At 41.5% G+C, this 17,065-nt stretch carries 18 protein-coding genes and 1 tRNA gene; 12 read left to right on the forward strand and 7 right to left on the reverse strand.

Features of this window, described 5'->3' with window-relative positions:
- The first annotated feature begins 576 nt into the window (after window positions 1–576).
- A complete protein-coding gene (locus tag V7K69_RS22885; RefSeq protein ID WP_335038748.1) occupies window positions 577–1,719 on the forward strand; it encodes a hypothetical protein in 1,143 nt (380 codons plus the stop codon).
- Between the two features lie 61 nt (window positions 1,720–1,780).
- Here V7K69_RS22885 and V7K69_RS22890 read toward each other — a convergent pair whose 3' ends face one another.
- On the reverse strand, window positions 1,781–2,257 hold the full coding sequence (locus V7K69_RS22890; protein WP_335038550.1) for a response regulator: 477 nt from the start codon (window positions 2,255–2,257) through the stop codon (window positions 1,781–1,783).
- Between the two features lie 17 nt (window positions 2,258–2,274).
- Between V7K69_RS22890 and V7K69_RS22895 the strand changes: the two genes are divergently transcribed.
- Window positions 2,275–2,436, forward strand: a complete 162-nt coding sequence (locus V7K69_RS22895) for a hypothetical protein (RefSeq protein ID WP_335038553.1) — start codon at window positions 2,275–2,277, stop codon at window positions 2,434–2,436.
- A gap of 278 nt (window positions 2,437–2,714) precedes the next feature.
- Here V7K69_RS22895 and V7K69_RS22900 read toward each other — a convergent pair whose 3' ends face one another.
- The gene (locus tag V7K69_RS22900; protein ID WP_335038555.1) at window positions 2,715–4,562 is read right to left on the reverse strand and encodes a response regulator; all 1,848 of its coding nucleotides are present in this window, start codon (window positions 4,560–4,562) and stop codon (window positions 2,715–2,717) included.
- 327 nt (window positions 4,563–4,889) lie between these two features.
- On the opposite strand from V7K69_RS22900, the gene V7K69_RS22905 reads away from it, so the two are divergent.
- The 3 genes from V7K69_RS22905 (at window position 4,890) to V7K69_RS22915 (ending at window position 8,522) form a co-directional block, all read left to right on the forward strand.
- Window positions 4,890–5,276: a hypothetical protein gene (locus tag V7K69_RS22905; RefSeq protein ID WP_335038557.1), complete on the forward strand. Its 387-nt coding sequence runs from the start codon at window positions 4,890–4,892 to the stop codon at window positions 5,274–5,276.
- Window positions 5,277–5,398: 122 nt separating this feature from the next.
- On the forward strand, window positions 5,399–6,655 hold the full coding sequence (locus V7K69_RS22910; protein ID WP_335038750.1) for a glycoside hydrolase family 10 protein: 1,257 nt from the start codon (window positions 5,399–5,401) through the stop codon (window positions 6,653–6,655).
- 211 nt (window positions 6,656–6,866) lie between these two features.
- Window positions 6,867–8,522, forward strand: a complete 1,656-nt coding sequence (locus tag V7K69_RS22915) for a metallophosphoesterase family protein (RefSeq protein WP_335038559.1) — start codon at window positions 6,867–6,869, stop codon at window positions 8,520–8,522.
- An 80-nt stretch (window positions 8,523–8,602) separates the two neighbouring features.
- Here V7K69_RS22915 and V7K69_RS22920 read toward each other — a convergent pair whose 3' ends face one another.
- Window positions 8,603–9,535: a serine hydrolase gene (locus V7K69_RS22920; protein ID WP_335038561.1), complete on the reverse strand. Its 933-nt coding sequence runs from the start codon at window positions 9,533–9,535 to the stop codon at window positions 8,603–8,605.
- Window positions 9,536–9,544: 9 nt separating this feature from the next.
- Here V7K69_RS22920 and V7K69_RS22925 point away from each other — a divergent pair, with 9 nt between their 5' ends.
- From V7K69_RS22925 to V7K69_RS22935, 3 genes are all read left to right on the forward strand, one after another.
- On the forward strand, window positions 9,545–10,249 hold the full coding sequence (locus tag V7K69_RS22925) for a C40 family peptidase (protein ID WP_335038563.1): 705 nt from the start codon (window positions 9,545–9,547) through the stop codon (window positions 10,247–10,249).
- A gap of 14 nt (window positions 10,250–10,263) precedes the next feature.
- Window positions 10,264–11,277, forward strand: coding sequence for a glycosyltransferase family 2 protein (locus V7K69_RS22930; RefSeq protein ID WP_335038565.1), 1,014 nt, complete (start codon window positions 10,264–10,266; stop codon window positions 11,275–11,277).
- Window positions 11,278–11,389: 112 nt separating this feature from the next.
- On the forward strand, window positions 11,390–12,637 hold the full coding sequence (locus V7K69_RS22935; RefSeq protein WP_335038568.1) for an MFS transporter: 1,248 nt from the start codon (window positions 11,390–11,392) through the stop codon (window positions 12,635–12,637).
- A 44-nt stretch (window positions 12,638–12,681) separates the two neighbouring features.
- Here V7K69_RS22935 and V7K69_RS22940 read toward each other — a convergent pair.
- Window positions 12,682–12,755: transfer RNA gene (locus tag V7K69_RS22940), tRNA-Arg, on the reverse strand.
- Between the two features lie 33 nt (window positions 12,756–12,788).
- Here V7K69_RS22940 and moaC point away from each other — a divergent pair.
- Window positions 12,789–13,298 (forward strand): cyclic pyranopterin monophosphate synthase MoaC, encoded by a 510-nt coding sequence (gene moaC / locus V7K69_RS22945; RefSeq protein ID WP_335038570.1) that lies wholly within the window; start codon window positions 12,789–12,791, stop codon window positions 13,296–13,298.
- A gap of 106 nt (window positions 13,299–13,404) precedes the next feature.
- Here moaC and V7K69_RS22950 read toward each other — a convergent pair whose 3' ends face one another.
- On the reverse strand, window positions 13,405–14,076 hold the full coding sequence (locus V7K69_RS22950; RefSeq protein ID WP_335038752.1) for a Uma2 family endonuclease: 672 nt from the start codon (window positions 14,074–14,076) through the stop codon (window positions 13,405–13,407).
- A 124-nt stretch (window positions 14,077–14,200) separates the two neighbouring features.
- Between V7K69_RS22950 and V7K69_RS22955 the strand changes: the two genes are divergently transcribed.
- From V7K69_RS22955 to V7K69_RS22965, 3 genes are all read left to right on the forward strand, one after another.
- Window positions 14,201–14,458, forward strand: a complete 258-nt coding sequence (locus tag V7K69_RS22955) for a 2TM domain-containing protein (RefSeq protein WP_335038572.1) — start codon at window positions 14,201–14,203, stop codon at window positions 14,456–14,458.
- A gap of 119 nt (window positions 14,459–14,577) precedes the next feature.
- Window positions 14,578–14,886, forward strand: a complete 309-nt coding sequence (locus V7K69_RS22960; protein ID WP_335038575.1) for a DUF3181 family protein — start codon at window positions 14,578–14,580, stop codon at window positions 14,884–14,886.
- A 280-nt stretch (window positions 14,887–15,166) separates the two neighbouring features.
- Window positions 15,167–15,382: a hypothetical protein gene (locus V7K69_RS22965; protein ID WP_012407431.1), complete on the forward strand. Its 216-nt coding sequence runs from the start codon at window positions 15,167–15,169 to the stop codon at window positions 15,380–15,382.
- A 44-nt stretch (window positions 15,383–15,426) separates the two neighbouring features.
- On the opposite strand, the gene V7K69_RS22970 is transcribed toward V7K69_RS22965, so the two are convergent.
- Together V7K69_RS22970 and cobW are read right to left on the reverse strand one after the other, a co-directional pair.
- On the reverse strand, window positions 15,427–15,891 hold the full coding sequence (locus V7K69_RS22970) for an ABA4-like family protein (protein ID WP_335038578.1): 465 nt from the start codon (window positions 15,889–15,891) through the stop codon (window positions 15,427–15,429).
- A gap of 121 nt (window positions 15,892–16,012) precedes the next feature.
- Complete coding sequence (gene cobW, locus V7K69_RS22975) at window positions 16,013–17,053, reverse strand: cobalamin biosynthesis protein CobW (RefSeq protein WP_335038580.1); 1,041 nt, start codon at window positions 17,051–17,053, stop codon at window positions 16,013–16,015.
- Window positions 17,054–17,065 lie beyond the last annotated feature (12 nt).

Consider the following 17,065-nt stretch of genomic DNA (forward strand, 5'->3'; position numbering starts at 1 on the left):
ACCGGAAAAACATCTATCAAAGTCCCCCGATTTATTGGAGGATTTAGGAGGATCAAGATATGTGCAACTTTACATTAAATTGGTATAAATCCTAAAAACCTAGCTTCATCAGCTTTTACTCGTTCTCATCCTCTGCATCGGAACGAAATAAACCATTTTACTAGATAGGGGCGTGAAGGAGAATCCATAACAAAGTTTTAATCTAATGCAACCTAAGCTTCTGAGTTATTCCTAGATTGCGGTAGGATATAGGGCCATACAGTTCAGATAAGAAAGACCAAAACACTTGTAGAGACGGCGATTTATCGCGTCTCAAAACCCACGATTTTGTACAAATAGCGCTTAACCCAAGCTTATTGGGATATGGGGCGTTTTGATTGAGTGCAATTTTCACCCAGAATTTGTATAAGGAACAAACAATCAGTACATCAGCGTCTGTATTTATATCTGTTTCAGGACAAATATACTAAATTAATTCCAACTCCTGAAGTACTGGAATTATATATTTTATTGCCTACACGTGGTTGGATACTATTTCCCAGTTCTATAACTATTAAGTAACATCGCTATATTACGATAAAAACCATGCTGAAAAAATACCTTAACACCAATCAAGCACGAATTTTTACTGCTTTGATTTTGACTGGAATTTTGTCTGTAACTAGCAGTTTAACGCTGATCAAAGATGCGACGGGGGCTTCTGCTAACTTCTCGTTAGAAACAAACAATGAAGTCCTTAAAGATAATATTAAGCCAAATCGCTTGCCACGTCCAGTAGCTAAGGCGGTACTGCGAGATTTAGCCCGCAAACAGGGAATTTTTACTAGCCAACTGCAAATTATTGATTATAGTCAACAGACTTGGCGCAATGGTTGCTTGGAACTGCCCCAATCTGATGAAATCTGCACCCAAGCGTTAGTTCCTGGTTGGCGGATTGTGGTGTCTAATGGCAAACAAAATTGGGTTTATCATACCAATAACAACGGGCGATCGCTACGTTTAGCTTCGGCAAATACTCCTTCTAACAATCTGCCAGGTCAATTACCTGCGTCTGTAAAAAATGCTGTTTTGCAAGCTGCATCCAGACGTTTGCAACAGCCAATTTCTCAGCTAACCATCATTCAAGCTCAATCGCAAACTTGGAGAGATAGCTGTTTAGAATTAGCTAATGCTGATGAATTCTGTACCCAAGCTTTGGTATCAGGTTGGCGAGTAGTTGTTGGTGCGGTTGACCAAACCTTGGTTTATCATACTAATCAAACAGGTTCCACAGTCAGACTTAATCAAAAGGCTAACGAAGGTACACTGGCCCCTGTGCAAATTCCAGCCAGCGAGTTGCCACCACCGTTAGATCGAGATATAGTATTTCGGCAAATTTCCAGTGGTGGTTTTGCTGGCAGAACCTACCAGACTGTCTTACTCAAAGATGGGCGATTGATTCGCGTGCGGATTGGTGATGCCAATGATTCGGAACGTAGTGTTCGCAGCGTTTCTGTCCAACAGGTGCAACAATTTCAGAGATATTTGGAACGTTCTAAATTCAGGAAATTCCAGAATCTGAGTTACCCAGCGCCCAGTGGTGCTGCTGACTTTATCACCTTTACTCTTACCAGCCTTGAGGGTACGGTTCGCTACAATGATATTTCTCTAAATAACCTGCCAAAAGATTTACAAGCAGCAATCAAAGCCTGGAATCAACTCGCAGCCAGCGCCCAATAATCTCATGTGCGGTAAAAGACTTATCATTAAGACCGCAGGGGGCAGGAGAGTTTTAAGATTTTTAGTCATTTGTGCATTGTAAACACAAATGACTATTGACGATGGATAACCTAATTCTCTGTACAGGACAAAAAAATTGCCGGACTTCATCAACAGTAGTTTGCAAGATATCTTGTAAATTGAGCGATCGCCGGATGCGCTGGCTCATCTCCATCACTAAGCGCTGTTCTTCAAATTGCTGTTGCAATTGGCTACGTAGCTGCACTGTTTCAATCGCCACATTGACTGCTCTTTGTAGCCCTTCTGGGGTAATTTGCTGTTTGACAAGATAATCTTGTGCCCCCGCTTTCATCGCCTGAACTGCGATTATGTCGTTACCCTGCCCTGTGACAAAAATCACAGGTAGGCAGGGCTGTTGGGTCAAAGGTTGTAATCGAGCCAGGAATTCCAGTCCGTCCAGGTCAGGCAGTCGATAATCAAGCAACACAACATCGGGTTGATATTGCTGCCAAAGTTCTAAACCCTGCTGTCCCAGCATTGCTTCTAGGATAGTGTATGAATATTCGCGATCGCGCTGTTTTTAAGCAAAGAGCTAAAGAATTGATAGAGACAGTTTTTTTGAAAGATATTTTTTTGACAGCAATAAATTATTTGTCTGAAAGCGATTCGGAAACTTTTTACTGGGCATTACAGCATATAGATTTCAATATATATTGAGATAAAACAAGATATATCATTAGTTGTAGCTCAGAATTTAATTAAGCAAGGATGTATTCTAGGCAAAGAATTTAGTGCTGCTAGAACTGGTTATTTAATTATTAATCAAAAAGCTGCTGATACTTTGATAAACAATCCTAGTATGTTTATATATAGTTCGCTTCTCCTTCAAGAGGTTATATTTTTACTCAAATAATCATGTCATAACTGTTAAAAGATATACTCACTGGAAACCTTGTAGTTCGCTATAAGCTTTTACAATCAACAAAGATAGTTGACTAATGAAAAATTTTCTTAGAGCGCCAACGCATTCTTTGAATCCGGCTTAATACCCGTGTTACAAGTTCTGGCCCTAACACTGGTTTACTAATAAAATCATCGGCTCCAGCAGCAAAGGCTTGCTGAAGAAATTCTGCTTCGGTATGTGCCGTAACTACTAAAATAGGTAAATCTCCCCACTGGGCATCCTGTCGCACGACTTGGCACAACTCTAATCCATTAACTATCGGCATTTCTAAATCTAGCACTACCAAATCTGGAGATGTTGCAATCAACACCTTCCAAAATTGCTGTGATTGTGAGAGAGTTATTACTTCTAGCCCCCAAGGAGTTAGTAACGCCGATAATCCAGCTAGGATTACAGGGTCATCGTCTACGATTAAAACTTTGGCTTCGGAAGTTTGAGGTTGAGGTAAGACACGAGCGATCGCCTGAAAAATCTCCTCGGTTGTCGCCGGTTTATGCAAAAATTGTCTAGCTCCTAAACGCGACACTCTCAGTCGATCTGCCAAGGTATCTCGTCCAGTAAAAACAATTACTGGGATATTTGGCGATCGCTCTACGATCTCGCTCAATAATATTAATCCGTCTTCCTCTGTTGTGGGAAAACTCAAATCGAGTAAAACTGCGTCAGGAGTTTTTAAGGAAAAAAGCGATCGGGCGGTTGCTAAGTTGGGTGCAACCTTCATCCTGATACCCCATGAGTTGGCTTCTGCTTGCAACTTCTCTGTCAGCGTCGTATCATCATCGATGACTAACAGACGATAAGTTTGCTTGATCAGGAAGCTTTGAGCGGTATCAGTAACAGCAGGCTTGGTTAATTCTTGCTGTAATGCTGTTACCAGTTGCGAGAAATCAGAGATTTTATCTGGAGATAGCGAGGAATCTTCAAGCAGCAGATGCTCTATTTTCCGTGCCAGCCGGGAACCCTCTGGATAACCGAACGACCCCATAGAGCCTGCTAGCTTATGGGCTTCCCGCAATGCCTGCTGCTGTAAATCTTCATTTAAATTCCCTGCCAAGAGTGCAGTTTTTGCCTGCTCCAGGACTGCAACCTGTCCGGCAAAGGAATTACGGAATCGCTCCAGCACCCGATTTACAGAAGTCATATCTTTGGGGCTGGGTTTTTTGTTTGCATCTTGATTCGTTTCTCCAACAGAAATGGAGCGATTAGGTGCAGGCTTGAGGCGATAGCCCATACCATATACTGTTTCTATAAATTCTTCTGCTATACCTACTGGTTTGAGTTTCTTTCGTAAGTCTTTAATATGAGTCGAAACTGCATTTTCAGTCGGTGCATCATCAAATCCCCAAAGCCGATCTAGAATCACTGCCCGACTAAAGATCCGATCTGGGTTTTGCAAAAACAATTCTAGAAGTTTGTATTCTGTGGCTGTGAAAGAAATTTCCTGCTCATTATAAGTTACTCTCCCGGCACTTTGATCTAAACAGAGATTTCCCCAGGTTAACGTGGATGATGAGATCGCCCCATTTCGTCGTAATAAAGAGCGAATTCTTGCTAGTAATGCTTCTGGGTCGAATGGCTTAATGACATAATCATCTGCTCCGGCATCTAACCCAGCCACAATATCTGCATTAGAATTTTTCCCTGTTAACAACAGAATAGATTTATGGTAGCCTTGCCTTCGCAGTTGCCGACATAAGGTAATCCCATCTAGCTTAGGAATTAGCCAGTCCAGCAAAATCAACTCATATTCAGTCGATAGCGCTAGTTCTAATCCAGCTTGGCCATTGCTTGCAATATCGATAGCATAACGATTTGCACTCAACAACTCGAAGAGTGCTGTACTCAGTAATACGTCATCCTCTACCAACAAAATTTTCATAAGTCGTATCAAAAGAAGATGCTTATCACATCTTTGCGATCGCAGCGCACACTATTTTCATAGTCAAACTATTATGTAATTTTAATATATTATCCAAAATTAAGAACTCGGTTTTATTTATCCATAAAAACCCTAGCTTTTTGGCAAATACTTTTTCCACATCACAGATTATCAATGAAGCGAAAAAAAGTAAAACTACCGTCTTGCAAAGGTTTCAGCGTCAGCGTTAGAGTTGCTAAAAAATGGATAAAGTCAAGCTTAGAATCCTCATTAAATCTTTAGATTTAGAGATTATTGTTTGAAAGTCTCAATTCTGCTCTAGAAATTATGCAATACCTATACTATCTGGCCAATGCTAGTCTGACACTGCGGGTTGTTGAATATTTTAGTAGGAATGACTCGTCTCTTGAATTTATTACTGTAATTAATCAATTTCATGGTTGGATAATCAACGTCAAAATAAAATCTTTTGTACCGAAACAAAAGCATAAAGATATTAAAGCTTTCTTGAGCGAAGTGGGAATTGTTTACTCACCACCCGAATTCATTAGTAATGTTCTGAGCAGTTTGGAAGCTGGAGAATCAGCAATTAATGTTATGGAACGCTATAAGGTAGCAGTAGTTTCTCATGGGAGACCGCGACCCAATGAGATTGAAATATTCCGACAAAGTTTTATCCGTGGATTGGGCTATTGTCCGCAAAACTTAGCTTGACTTCAAATTACAAGTAATTACCTAAACTTGATATAACCTATACCGATTGTTTTACAGCTTATAATCTAAACGATCGCTATTTTTGCTGATTGTTTATAATTTGATGATATCTCTAGCAAATGATGAAAAGGTTTATCAAGTGGTGTGTTGATCCTTCTTGGTGGAATATTCGCCAAAGTAGAAAGTCGGGGTTATTTGCCGTTATCGTTACCTTAAGCGTGGTAGCTACGGTGATGCTATCGTTCCCATTGAACGCTCAAATTAATCTACCGCCAAAACTAGCATCTGAGTTAAGGGGGGTATGGTTAACAAATATTGATAGTGATGTGTTATTTGAGCGCGATCGCCTGAAGGGATCTTTGCAACGTCTAGATGAACTCAATTTTAACACCATATATCCGGCGGTTTGGAATTGGGGATATACATTGTATCCCAGCAAAGTTGCCCAAAAAGTAATTGGGCGATCGCTCGATCCCACACCCGGATTGCAAGGGCGAGATATCCTCAAAGAAATTGTCGATGTGGGACATCAAAAAGGGCTAACAGTGATTCCCTGGTTTGAATTTGGCTTCATGGCACCAGCCGACTCTCTCTTAGCTAAAAATCGTCCCCAATGGCTTACTAGCCGCAGCGATGGAACTCGGATTGTCAAAGAAGGCACGCATAACCGTGTTTGGCTAAATCCCTTTCGCCCAGAAGTACAACAATTTATCCAAGATTTAATCGTTGAAATTGTCAGAAACTACAATATTGACGGTATTCAATTTGATGACCATTTTGGCTTACCATCAGAATTAGGTTACGATGCTTACACAGTGGCGCTTTACAAAAAAGAACATCGTGGTAAAGCTCCGTCCAAAAATTTTAGAGATCCAGAATGGGTGCGTTGGAGAGCTAACAAAATTACCGAGTTTATGAAACGGGTATTCAAAACCATTAAAGCTACTAAAAAAGATTGCCTAGTTTCCATTGCACCCAATCCTCAACGTTTTTCCTACGAGTTCTTTTTAGCGGACTGGCAAAAGTGGGAACGCCTAGGAATTATTGAAGACTTAGTTTTGCAGATATATCGTGATGATTTGAATGTTTTTGTTAATGAATTAGAATATCCAGAAGTGAAAGCGGCAAAGAGCCATATTCCAGTGAGTGTGGGCATTTTGGCTGGGTTAAAAAACCGCTCTGTGCCGATGCAACAGATTCAGACACAAGTGCAAAAAATCCGCGATCGCAATTTTGCTGGAGTCTCCTTCTTTTTCTATGAATCCCTCTGGAATATGGGCAAAGAAAAGCCACAAGAGCGTCAAACTGGCTTCTTGAATATTTTCCCCACACCTGTAGCTTACCCGAATTTGTTAGCAGGTTGGAAACCGTTTAGTTAATAGTCATTAGTCATTGGTCATTGGTACTAATGACTTCAATTTCTCCACGGCTTTTTATCAAAATGAACGAAGCTTTCGTTCAGTCGCCAAAAATTTGGGATGTTACTTCATGCTCAGACGCTTATACAGCCGTAAAATTTCCTTAGTGGCTATGCTTGCACTTGTGATATGCCTTACTCTGGTAAGCGTGCGTTCATTTGGGCAAACAATTATGACATCAGCACCCCAACTGCTCACCGATCCATTTTTACAACTACCAACTGAAACCTCAGTGCAAGTAGTTTGGTTTACTGAGTTTGCTGGTGTTAACCACACAGTAACTTATGGTGAAAATCTTAAACAAACTGCTAAGGCAAATACTACTAAACTCAGTCGCACTCGTGAAGACCAGCAATCAAGAGTTGGATACCAAACCAAAGATGGTGAAGTTTATCAAAAACCAGTTCAGCGTGAGATTTGGCGACATGAGGCTGAGGTAGGTGGGTTAACTCCTGGTGTGCGGTTAAACTATCGGGTTATGAGTGTGCGAGAAGACGGTGAGAGTATTAACAGTAATGTTTTTACCCTTGCAGCTACTCCCAAACCAGATACACCACTAAAAATTTTACTTACCTCAGATCATCAATTAAAGCCGATGACAGCAGCAAATCTGCAAAAAGTGGTAGAAACAGTTGGACGAGTTGATGGGGTGTGGTTTGCTGGTGATTTAGTGAATGTTAGCGATCGCGCCTCAGAATGGTTTGATGATAATAGTGGTGGTGCATTGTTTCCCGGTTTACAAGGTCGTGCTACTTATGAAATGACGCACGATGGTGTTAAAACAACCTACACTGGTGGACAAATAATTCAACACGCACCCATGTTTACTTGCATTGGTAATCATGAGGTGATGGGGCGATTTGCCAGGATGGGAAGTTTAAATGATGAATTTGATGATACAATTCCCCGCGTCGTTGCTCAAAAAATCTACCCAGATAAATCTTTAATCGATAATTCTTTTAATACTAAGACTTACGAAGAAATTTTCTCTTTACCAAAAAGTAAAGAGGGTGGAAAAAGGTATTATGCAGTTAGTTTTGGGGATGTGCGTTTAGTGGTACTGTATGCTACGAATATGTGGCGAACTCCTAGCTTAGATAAAAAGCGCAAGGGTAGATATCAGGAAGCTGAAAAGGATTTAAATAATCCTGAAAATTGGGGTTATGGACAGCTAATTTATGAGCCAATTGCTAAAGGCAGCAAGCAATATAATTGGTTAGAAGCAGAACTCAACAGCCCTGAATTTAAACAAGCAAAATACAAAGTTGTGATGTTCCATCATCCTCCCCATACTCTGGGTGATAATATTGTTCCTGCTTATACAGAACCTGTTCCAATAATTGAACGGGATGGGGATAATATTAAAACAGTGCGTTACGAATACCCGAAAGATGCAGATTATATTATCCGCGATGTTGTACCTTTATTAGAAGCGGCTAATGTGCAATTGGTATTCTATGGGCATTCCCATTTGTGGAATCGGTTTGTGAGTCCCAGTGGAATGCACTTTCTAGAAACATCTAATGTGGGCAATACTTACGGCGCTGCTTGGGGTGACAGAAAGCGAGAAGTGCCAATTGGATATCAAGAGGATTATGTTAAGGTTGGCGATCCCAATGGTTTGGAACCAATAGTGCCCACAATTGCCCCTTTGTTGGGTGAAGATGGAAAGCCGATGCCTTATATTTCGAGTAATAATATTACGGTTTTTAGTATTTTTGATACGGAGGCGGGGACGATAAGTAGTTATCGCTTTGACACTCGCAAACCTGATTCAGAAGTAGTGAAGTTTGACGAATTTAAGTTGAAATATAGCAATCCTATTTGATTTGTGAAAATCGTTAGCCTCAGATCCCCAACTTCTTCAAGAAGTCGGGGATCTTGTTATTCACTAATGATTTAGGATTGCTAAAGATTGGCGATCGCATCGGCAACTAGCCCAGAAACAAAGGGCAAAATAGCCTGACTCTTAGCCTGGGCTTTACCTTCAGTAAACACCACTAAGAGGTAAGGGCGCTGTTCTGGTAACTCAATATACGCGGCATCATGGCGAACTTGGCTTGTCCAGCCTGCTTTTGACCAAATTTGAGCATTTTTAGGAAGTCCACCACCTAAGAAACCTGTTACTTGATTTTCCTCGGTGTCAGTGGGTAAATCGTTGAGAGGACGTTTCAGTAAAGCCATCATAGCTTGCGATCGCGCACTTGAAACCGCCACGCCACCGACAATACTATGCAATAATCTAGCGATCGCATTTGTGGTCAACATATTGCGATTTTCTAGTAACTCTCCCGCAAACGCCCGTTCTCGTCCATAAGGGCCATCACCCCAGGTTTTTTGACAGACGTTAATCGTCTCCATTTCTTCCCAACCCAAAGATTGATAATAGCGGTTAACGATATTACGCTGATATTTCCAGGTTTCAAAGGGCCCAGTTGGTAATTCGGGCCCGGATGTAGTACCACTTAAAATATCCACAACTAAGCTGGTAGCATCGTTACTGGAATCGACAATCATATCCCGCAAGGCACGTTCCAATTCCTTGGAAGTTTGACTCATGCCTTTTTCTAGCCATTCATTTACCGCCACCAGGTAAAATAACTTGACTACACTGGCGGGATAAATCCGTTCAACACCGCGATAAGTAAAACCACGGACTGGATGATCCCAAAAAGCCTTGGGAGTCAGCGCCCCACCAGTATTTACTAGCACTGGTGGATCGTAAACAACCCAAGTTAAGGCAATCTGATTCCGGGCTAAAGTCGGAAATGCTGCCCAAGTTGCATCTAAAATGCCATTACCAATATTTTCGAGTTGTTCGTCTTTATTAAAAAAAATCATTCTCTAATAATGTCCTTTAATCTAAAATCCGAAGTCCAAAATCCAAAATTAGGGGAGTATCAGTGTTTAGCTGACCTAAATTTATATGATTCTCCTGAATGTACACGTTTAGCAACTCAATCTGCATCTGGGAGGCATTTGTGGGTAACATCAAATCGTCAAAATTTAGCGGTCGAGGTGTATTTGTGTGAAGATGACTATCCGGGATGGTTATCTCTTTCAGATTTTGATTCATTACAACCTGCTACTGTACCTTATCAAGCTGCAACATTTTCTGAATCTGAAATTAAAAAACTCCTCGCAGAGGTCATCGCCTTTACCCAAAAAGCGATGCAACAATCAAATTATTACCTTTGGGGTGGTACGGTTGGGCCAAATTATGACTGTTCTGGGTTGATGCAGGCGGCGTTTGCTTCGGTGGGAATTTGGCTACCTAGAGATGCCTACCAACAGGAAGGATTCACCCAACCAATTACGATTGCAGAACTAGCAGCCGGGGATCTGGTATTTTTTGGAACTAACCAAAAAGCAACCCATGTCGCACTTTATTTGGCCGATGGTTATTACATCCATAGTTCTGGTAAAGATCAGGGACGGGATGGAATTGGGATTGATATTCTCTCGGAACAGGGAGATGCTGTTAGTCTGTCGTATTATCAGCAGCTGCGAGGTGCTGGTAGAGTTTTTAAGAGTTACGAACCACAGAGACGCTGAGGGCGCTGAGGCTTATGAGGAGTGGGAAGGTTTATCAAGGGTTGAGTGAAGAGAATGGGGCGATTTCGGCTATTGTCCCAGATGTTTCGGTGGTGCTGCCAATACATGATGAGGTGGAAAGTTTGCCGCTTTTACTAGAAGCGATCGCATCTACTTTATCTTCTAGTCAGGTAAATTATGAAATCATCTGTGTGGATGATGGTTCTACAGATGGTTCTGGGGATTTTCTGAAAAAAGAGGCGCAAAATCGCACTGATTTAAAGGCGGTGATTTTGCGTCGCAATTACGGACAAACTGCGGCGATGGCTGCTGGATTTTATTATGCAGTCGGGAAAGCGATCGTTACTTTAGATGCCGATCTCCAAAATGATCCGGCTGATATCCCTATGTTATTGGCAAAGCTGGATGAGGGTTACGATTTGGTAAGTGGTTGGCGGCAAAAACGCCAAGATGGTGCTGTAAATCGGTTACTTCCTTCCAAAATTGCCAATTGGCTAATTCGTAATACTACTAGCGTGAATATTCATGATTATGGCTGTTCGCTGAAAGCTTATCGTGCAGAACTGTTGGCAGATATGAACCTCTACGGTGAACTACACCGATTTTTACCCGCTTTGGCGTACATCGAAGGAGCTAGAATTACTGAAGTACCCGTGCGTCATCACGCCCGTCGTTTTGGTCGCAGTAAATATGGGATTTGGCGGACATTCCGGGTGTTGATGGATTTGTTAACCATCCTGTTTATGAAAAAATTCCTCACCCGTCCGATGCACGTTTTTGGGCTGTTGGGCTTGATTTCAATGGTTTCAGGCACAGCGATCGGAATTTACTTGACTTTCGTCAAATTAGCTTTAGGTGAGATGATTGGCAATCGCCCCTTGCTAAGTTTAGCTGTTCTCCTGCTGGTAACTGGGGTACAGTTATTTTGCTTCGGTCTTTTAGCAGAATTGCTCATGCGTACATACCATGAATCCCAAGGACGGCCTATCTATCGCGTGCGAGAAGTAGTAGCAAAAAATATTAAGTAACGTAACAATAATAATGATTAGTCATTAGTCATTGGTCATTAGTCATTGGTCAAATAACAAAGGACGAAGGACAAATGACAAATGACAAACAACTCATTCAATTGCATCTACCTTGAAAGCACTTAATACTTTTGACACCGAACTACGGCGCAACCTGCTGGTTTTATTTACAGCAGGTTTACTATTCTGGTCAAGTTTGTCTTCGCTCTTACCAACCTTACCGCTTTACATCGATGATGTGGGCGCAAGTAAGCAAGAAATTGGGATTGTCATGGGCAGTTTCGCCATTGGGTTATTGCTATCTCGCCCAATGCTGGGACGGTTAGCCGATGAACGTGGTCGAAAAATTGTCTTGTTGATTGGTACGATAGTAGCTGCGATCGCACCCTTTGGTTACTTGGCAACTCAATCAATTGGGCTGTTGATCCTGGTGCGAATTTTTCACGGTATTAGCGTTGCGGCCTTTACAACTGGCTACAGTGCCTTAATCGCAGATTTAGCTCCCGCAGAAACTCGTGGTGAAATCATTGGTTACATGACACTAGGAACTCCCCTTGGTTTAGCAATTGGCCCTGCCTTGGGTGGGTATTTAGAAGCTACAAGTGGTTACGGAATATTATTTCTGGTATCTGCGGAATTGGGTTTTTTCGCTCTCTTGGGAATTGTACAAGTCATGAATCCGCCAGTGCAGATACAAGATCAAACGGAGGCAGAAAATCGCAATTATTGGCAAATTTTGAACAGTCCACAGGTGAAAGTTCCAACTATAGTTATGTTGCTGGTTGGTTTGTCTATTGGTGCTGTACATACCTTTGTCTCGTTGTTCCTCAAATCCAGTCAGGTAGACTTCAATGGCGGACTGTTTTTTACAGCTGCGGCAATTTCTAGTTTTAGTATCAGGATATTTGCTGGTAAGGCAAGCGATCGCTTTGGTCGTGGTTTGTTTATCACCTTTGGGATTTTTTGTTATGTTTTAGCGTTAATACTGCTGTGGCAGGCTTACAGCCCGATAGTTTTCTTATTGGCTGCGATCGCTGAAGGTGCTGGTGGTGGTACACTAATCTCGATGATGATCGTGATGATGGCAGACCGTTCACTGCCAGACGAACGGGGACAAATTTTTGCTCTATGTATAGCTGGACTTGACCTCGGAATTGCGATCGCTGCTCCTCTTTTGGGCATCATCGCAGAACAAGTCGGCTACCGTGATATGTTTGGCTACGGTGCTGCGATCACTTCTGTTGCACTTCTTATCTTCGTCACCCAGTCGAGCAAAAACCTATCCAACTCCCTGCGCTTTGCACTAGGTCTAGCTCCAGATGCTTATGCCTTGAAAAACTTAAAAGTTAGGAGTGAATAAATTTAATTCCTCACTCCTAACTTTTGACTCTTAGCCTGATAAAACGGGCGAGGAGGGATTCGAACCCCCGACACCGTGGTCCGTAGCCACGTGCTCTAGTCCACTGAGCTACACGCCCTCACCGACAATCTATATTAACACGTTCAACTAAATGACGCAAGATAATTTCCTATCTAATTTTGCTAGCTTAACTCATCTAGATCAACACGGACAGGCACAAATGGTAGATGTGACGGGTAAAGCACCCACCATCCGCCAAGCGGTGGCTGCTGCCAATGTGCGAATGTTGCCAACAACCTTTGCTGCTATTCAAGCCGGAAATGTCCCAAAAGGTGATGTGTTAGCAACTGCAAGATTGGCTGGGATTATGGCAGCCAAGCAAACAGCCGCTTTAATTCCTCTATGTCATCCCTTGCCTTTGCAAAAAATAGCGGTCGAAATTACACCAGATCCCCAACTACCTGGTTATCAAATTCAAGCCACAGTCAAAACTAAAGCTGAAACTGGTGTAGAGATGGAAGCCTTAACTGCTGTTTCTGTAGCTGCGCTGACTTTATACGATATGGCAAAAGCCTTAGAGAAGTCGATTCAAATTGAATCAATTCGTTTAATAAGTAAAAGTGGCGGAAAATCAGAAGATTATGAGGTGTCAGAGCAATAAGCTACTTCTATTTTAGGGCATGGGGCATTGGGCATACAGAAGAGACTTAGACTTGTTCAATAATTCCCCCTTGTCCTCTTTGTCCCCTTGTCTCCCCACTCCCCAGTTATGGAAGATTGTCAGGATCAATGCCGAGATTACGCAAATATGCTGCCAACTGTTGAACCCGTTGGCGTTCTTGTTGTAGCAATAACTCAGCTTGTTCAGCACGTTGATTGAGTTCTAGGGAATTTAAAAATCTTTGTCCATCTGGACGGTAAATTACTAACTCTCCAAGGCCAGTTTGAAATTTTATTCCTAAGCGGGGACTAACCCAATCATCCATTTGCCATAGTTTATTCAAATGGTTGTTTTGCCGCAACCAGCCATCTAGTTGAAAACTTTCAGGGTCATATAAATAGTATTCTTCAACACCGTAAGTATCGTAAAACTCTAGCTTACGCTCCATTTCCTTAGTATCATTACTATAAGAAAGAATCTCAAAAACTACTTGCGGTGGAATATTATCTTCTTGCCACTGTCGGTAGGAACGACGTTTTCCCTTGGATCTACCGAAAATAACCATTACATCAGGTGCAGTTGGTGTAATCAGCCGAGAACGGACGGGATACCAAAGTAAATCTCCCGCAATCAAAATCTTGTCATTATTAGCAAACAGAATCTCTAAATTCTCCTTAATCAGGACAATCCAACGATATTGTTCTGTATTGTCTGCCATTGGTTTGCCGTCACTATCTGGATAGAGGAGATCGGGGTCTATTTGCTCAAAGATTGTCATCTGATTTAACCCAGTGGCTCTTGACTTCCAATTCAATTATGACTGCTTGTAAGGGTCTAATAGCAACCATTGCCACAAAAACCTTAGAATGAATAGGGTGTATTTAAATCTGTAACAAATATTTATGCCTCCTCGTTGGCCTCGCAAACCCGATCGCAAAGACGCTGATTATCGTAAGATCGATGACAGGATGAATTTTGCCACCCATGTAGCGATCGCTGCTACGATTAACTCTGGCTTGTGGTTTTTCCACATTTTGAAAAGCACTACCTGGGAGTGGCTGCCTTGGGTGACTTTAAGTTGGACAGGAATAGTGTTAGCGCATCTGATTTATATTAGTGCGATCGCTAACTACACCGAAACTCCACCCAAATCCACCTGAAGACTGACTACTAATGCTAGGGCGATTGTAACCTGTGGTAGTGGAATCAGCCTTTTAATTGAGTGATAATGTAAAAAAGCCTGAGATTTCGCACTTTTTCTTAATGTAGGGTTATTTTTATGGCTAAGACTAACACCACGGAATTACTAGAAGCCCTAGCAGCTGAAATTGGCGAAAATGTCTACATAGACATTGCCAAATGGCATCTTTATCTATCCAATGCCAAACTGCATACCCTTGTTGCCGAACGACTCTATCCTTTAATTACTTCCAACAGCGTAAATGAAGACCAAGTGTTAAAAGTCTTGGAATCGATTTCAGTAAAAATTGGCGGCGGTAGAAGTGAACTTCCTTTAATCGATTTACTGCCACTACAATGCCAGGTTACTTTAGTTGATATTTTGGAAAAATATCAACGCGAGTTCTAATCATTAAAACCCAGATTATCTTAGATTGACAATTTTATTAATCAGCATCTCCTAATTTGATTTTGGTTGCTGAATTAGGTATATGTTTGCTGCATCTATTTTATAAAAATTAACTCTACAGATACACACAGATAAATCTTGTGTAATTTTTGTGTGGATTTCTGATAAAAATTTCCTTTAACAATTAAGGAATATCCGCGTTCAAAATCAGTTTAGATTTGAGCGAGTTTATATTGAGACTCGCTTTGAACTTTCATGCAAACTCATTGAGGCAATTTCTATGCTTTTACAAGTCAAAGATAGTGGCGAATTAGTCAAGATTCTTGAAATTCAGGAATTACTTGACCCGAATAATGATGTTGTTCACGCAAAAGACCAAGAAGGTCAAGAAGAACAGCAACCTGAAAGTTTTAAAAAAGAAAATCTCGTTTTTCCTTCAGGTGAAGTTTTACCACGCTGTTGGTTAGATGCCGACTATAGACACGACAATGCTTAACTAGAAGATCCCCGACTTCTCAAAGAAGTCGGGGATCTGATTTTTTACGCTTTTTCTTCTACCATCATTGTTTCATTCTGCTGAAATTTCGGGAAAAATGTCTTAGCAATCCAGTAAGTCAAGATATGAGACAGTAATCCCATAGGGCCAGCAAACAAACACAGTGCAAGAGAGTGAAATGTCCAAATACCTGTTTTTTGCCCTTCCCAATAAATCCACCGACCGACGAATAAATCCATTACTAGAAAATGAATCCAACCTGTTGCAGCAGCCGTTTCATCTGTAAAGAATCGCGCAATATCAGCTAATTGAGGATTTGATAAAGCTTGGGCATTTTCTGGCGTAATACTGCTGATAAACAAATACAAATACGCTCCAGCCAACAGCACAAAGGGCAAATATGATGACATTATCTGCCGTGTAATTTTCCAGTTTGGCAATAAAATCATCAACGCCCAAAATGGCAAAACAAAAAGGTTGGCGACGTTAAATAGTTGAGAGATCATCATATTTTTGTAAATTGAAGAATTTTCAGTTATTATTTGTTTTGAATTAACTAGCGATTCTTAACTCGTATCTCTCAGAATATAGATCCCCGACTTCTTTAAGAAGTCGGGGATCTGACTATACTTATAAAGCTACAAGTTGCGATTCGATTTCTGAAGACTTCAAATCACGTCCGATAAAAACTAAGCGTGTTTGCCTAGCTTCTTCGGGTTTCCAAGGGCGATCGTAAAATTTATCAAATCGCGTTCCCACACCTTGCATCACCAAACGCATAGATTTATTTGGCACTGCGACAAAGCCTTTTATCCGGTAAATTTCTTGTTGTTGTGCTAATTTCTCTAACTGCTGTTGCAGCTTTTCTGGATCAAAGGTACGATCCAAAATTAAATTAGTTGAAGTAATTTCTTCGTCGTGGTTGTGGTCTTCTTCTGTATCGTGATGACTGGGACGAGAATCTAAATTATCTTCAACTGCGGCTTGGAATCCTAATAATATAGATGCGTCTAGTTGAGAACGATCGCTCTCGACAATCTTCACCACTCTGGGTAACTCTTGCTTAATTAATTCCTCAACTCTCGCTTTTGTCTCGGCATCCACCAAGTCAATTTTATTCAACACCACTAAGTCTGCACAAGCAAGTTGGTCTTCAAACAGTTCTTGCAAGGGTGTTTCATGTTCTAGATTATCATCTGCTTGGCGTTGGGCTGCGATCGCATCTGGATCGCTAGCAAATGTCCCTGCTGCTACCGCCGCACAATCTACCACCGTAATCACCGCATCCACAGTGGCGGCGTTGCGAATTTCTTGCCAGCGAAAAGCCTTCACCAATGGTTTTGGTAAGGCTAAACCAGAGGTTTCAATCAAAATGCAGTCGATGCTATCTCGCCGCTTGATTAACTCTTGCATCGTTGGGTAAAACTCTTCCTGCACGGTGCAACACAAGCAGCCGTTGGTTAATTCAAAGATATTAGTGTCGCCCTCACCATCTTCGGGGCAAATTTGACAGGATTTTAATAATTCTCCATCAATACCGAGTTCGCCAAATTCATTGACTAAAACGGCAATGCGACGACCTTGGTTGTTTTGTAGCAGGTGGCGAATTAGGCTGGTTTTTCCACTACCTAAGAAGCCTGTAATCACTGTGACAGGAATTTTCGTTGCCATATTTTTGCCTGA

This window comes from Nostoc sp. (genome assembly GCF_036917775.1).
Taxonomy (GTDB): Bacteria; Cyanobacteriota; Cyanobacteriia; order Cyanobacteriales; family Nostocaceae; genus Nostoc.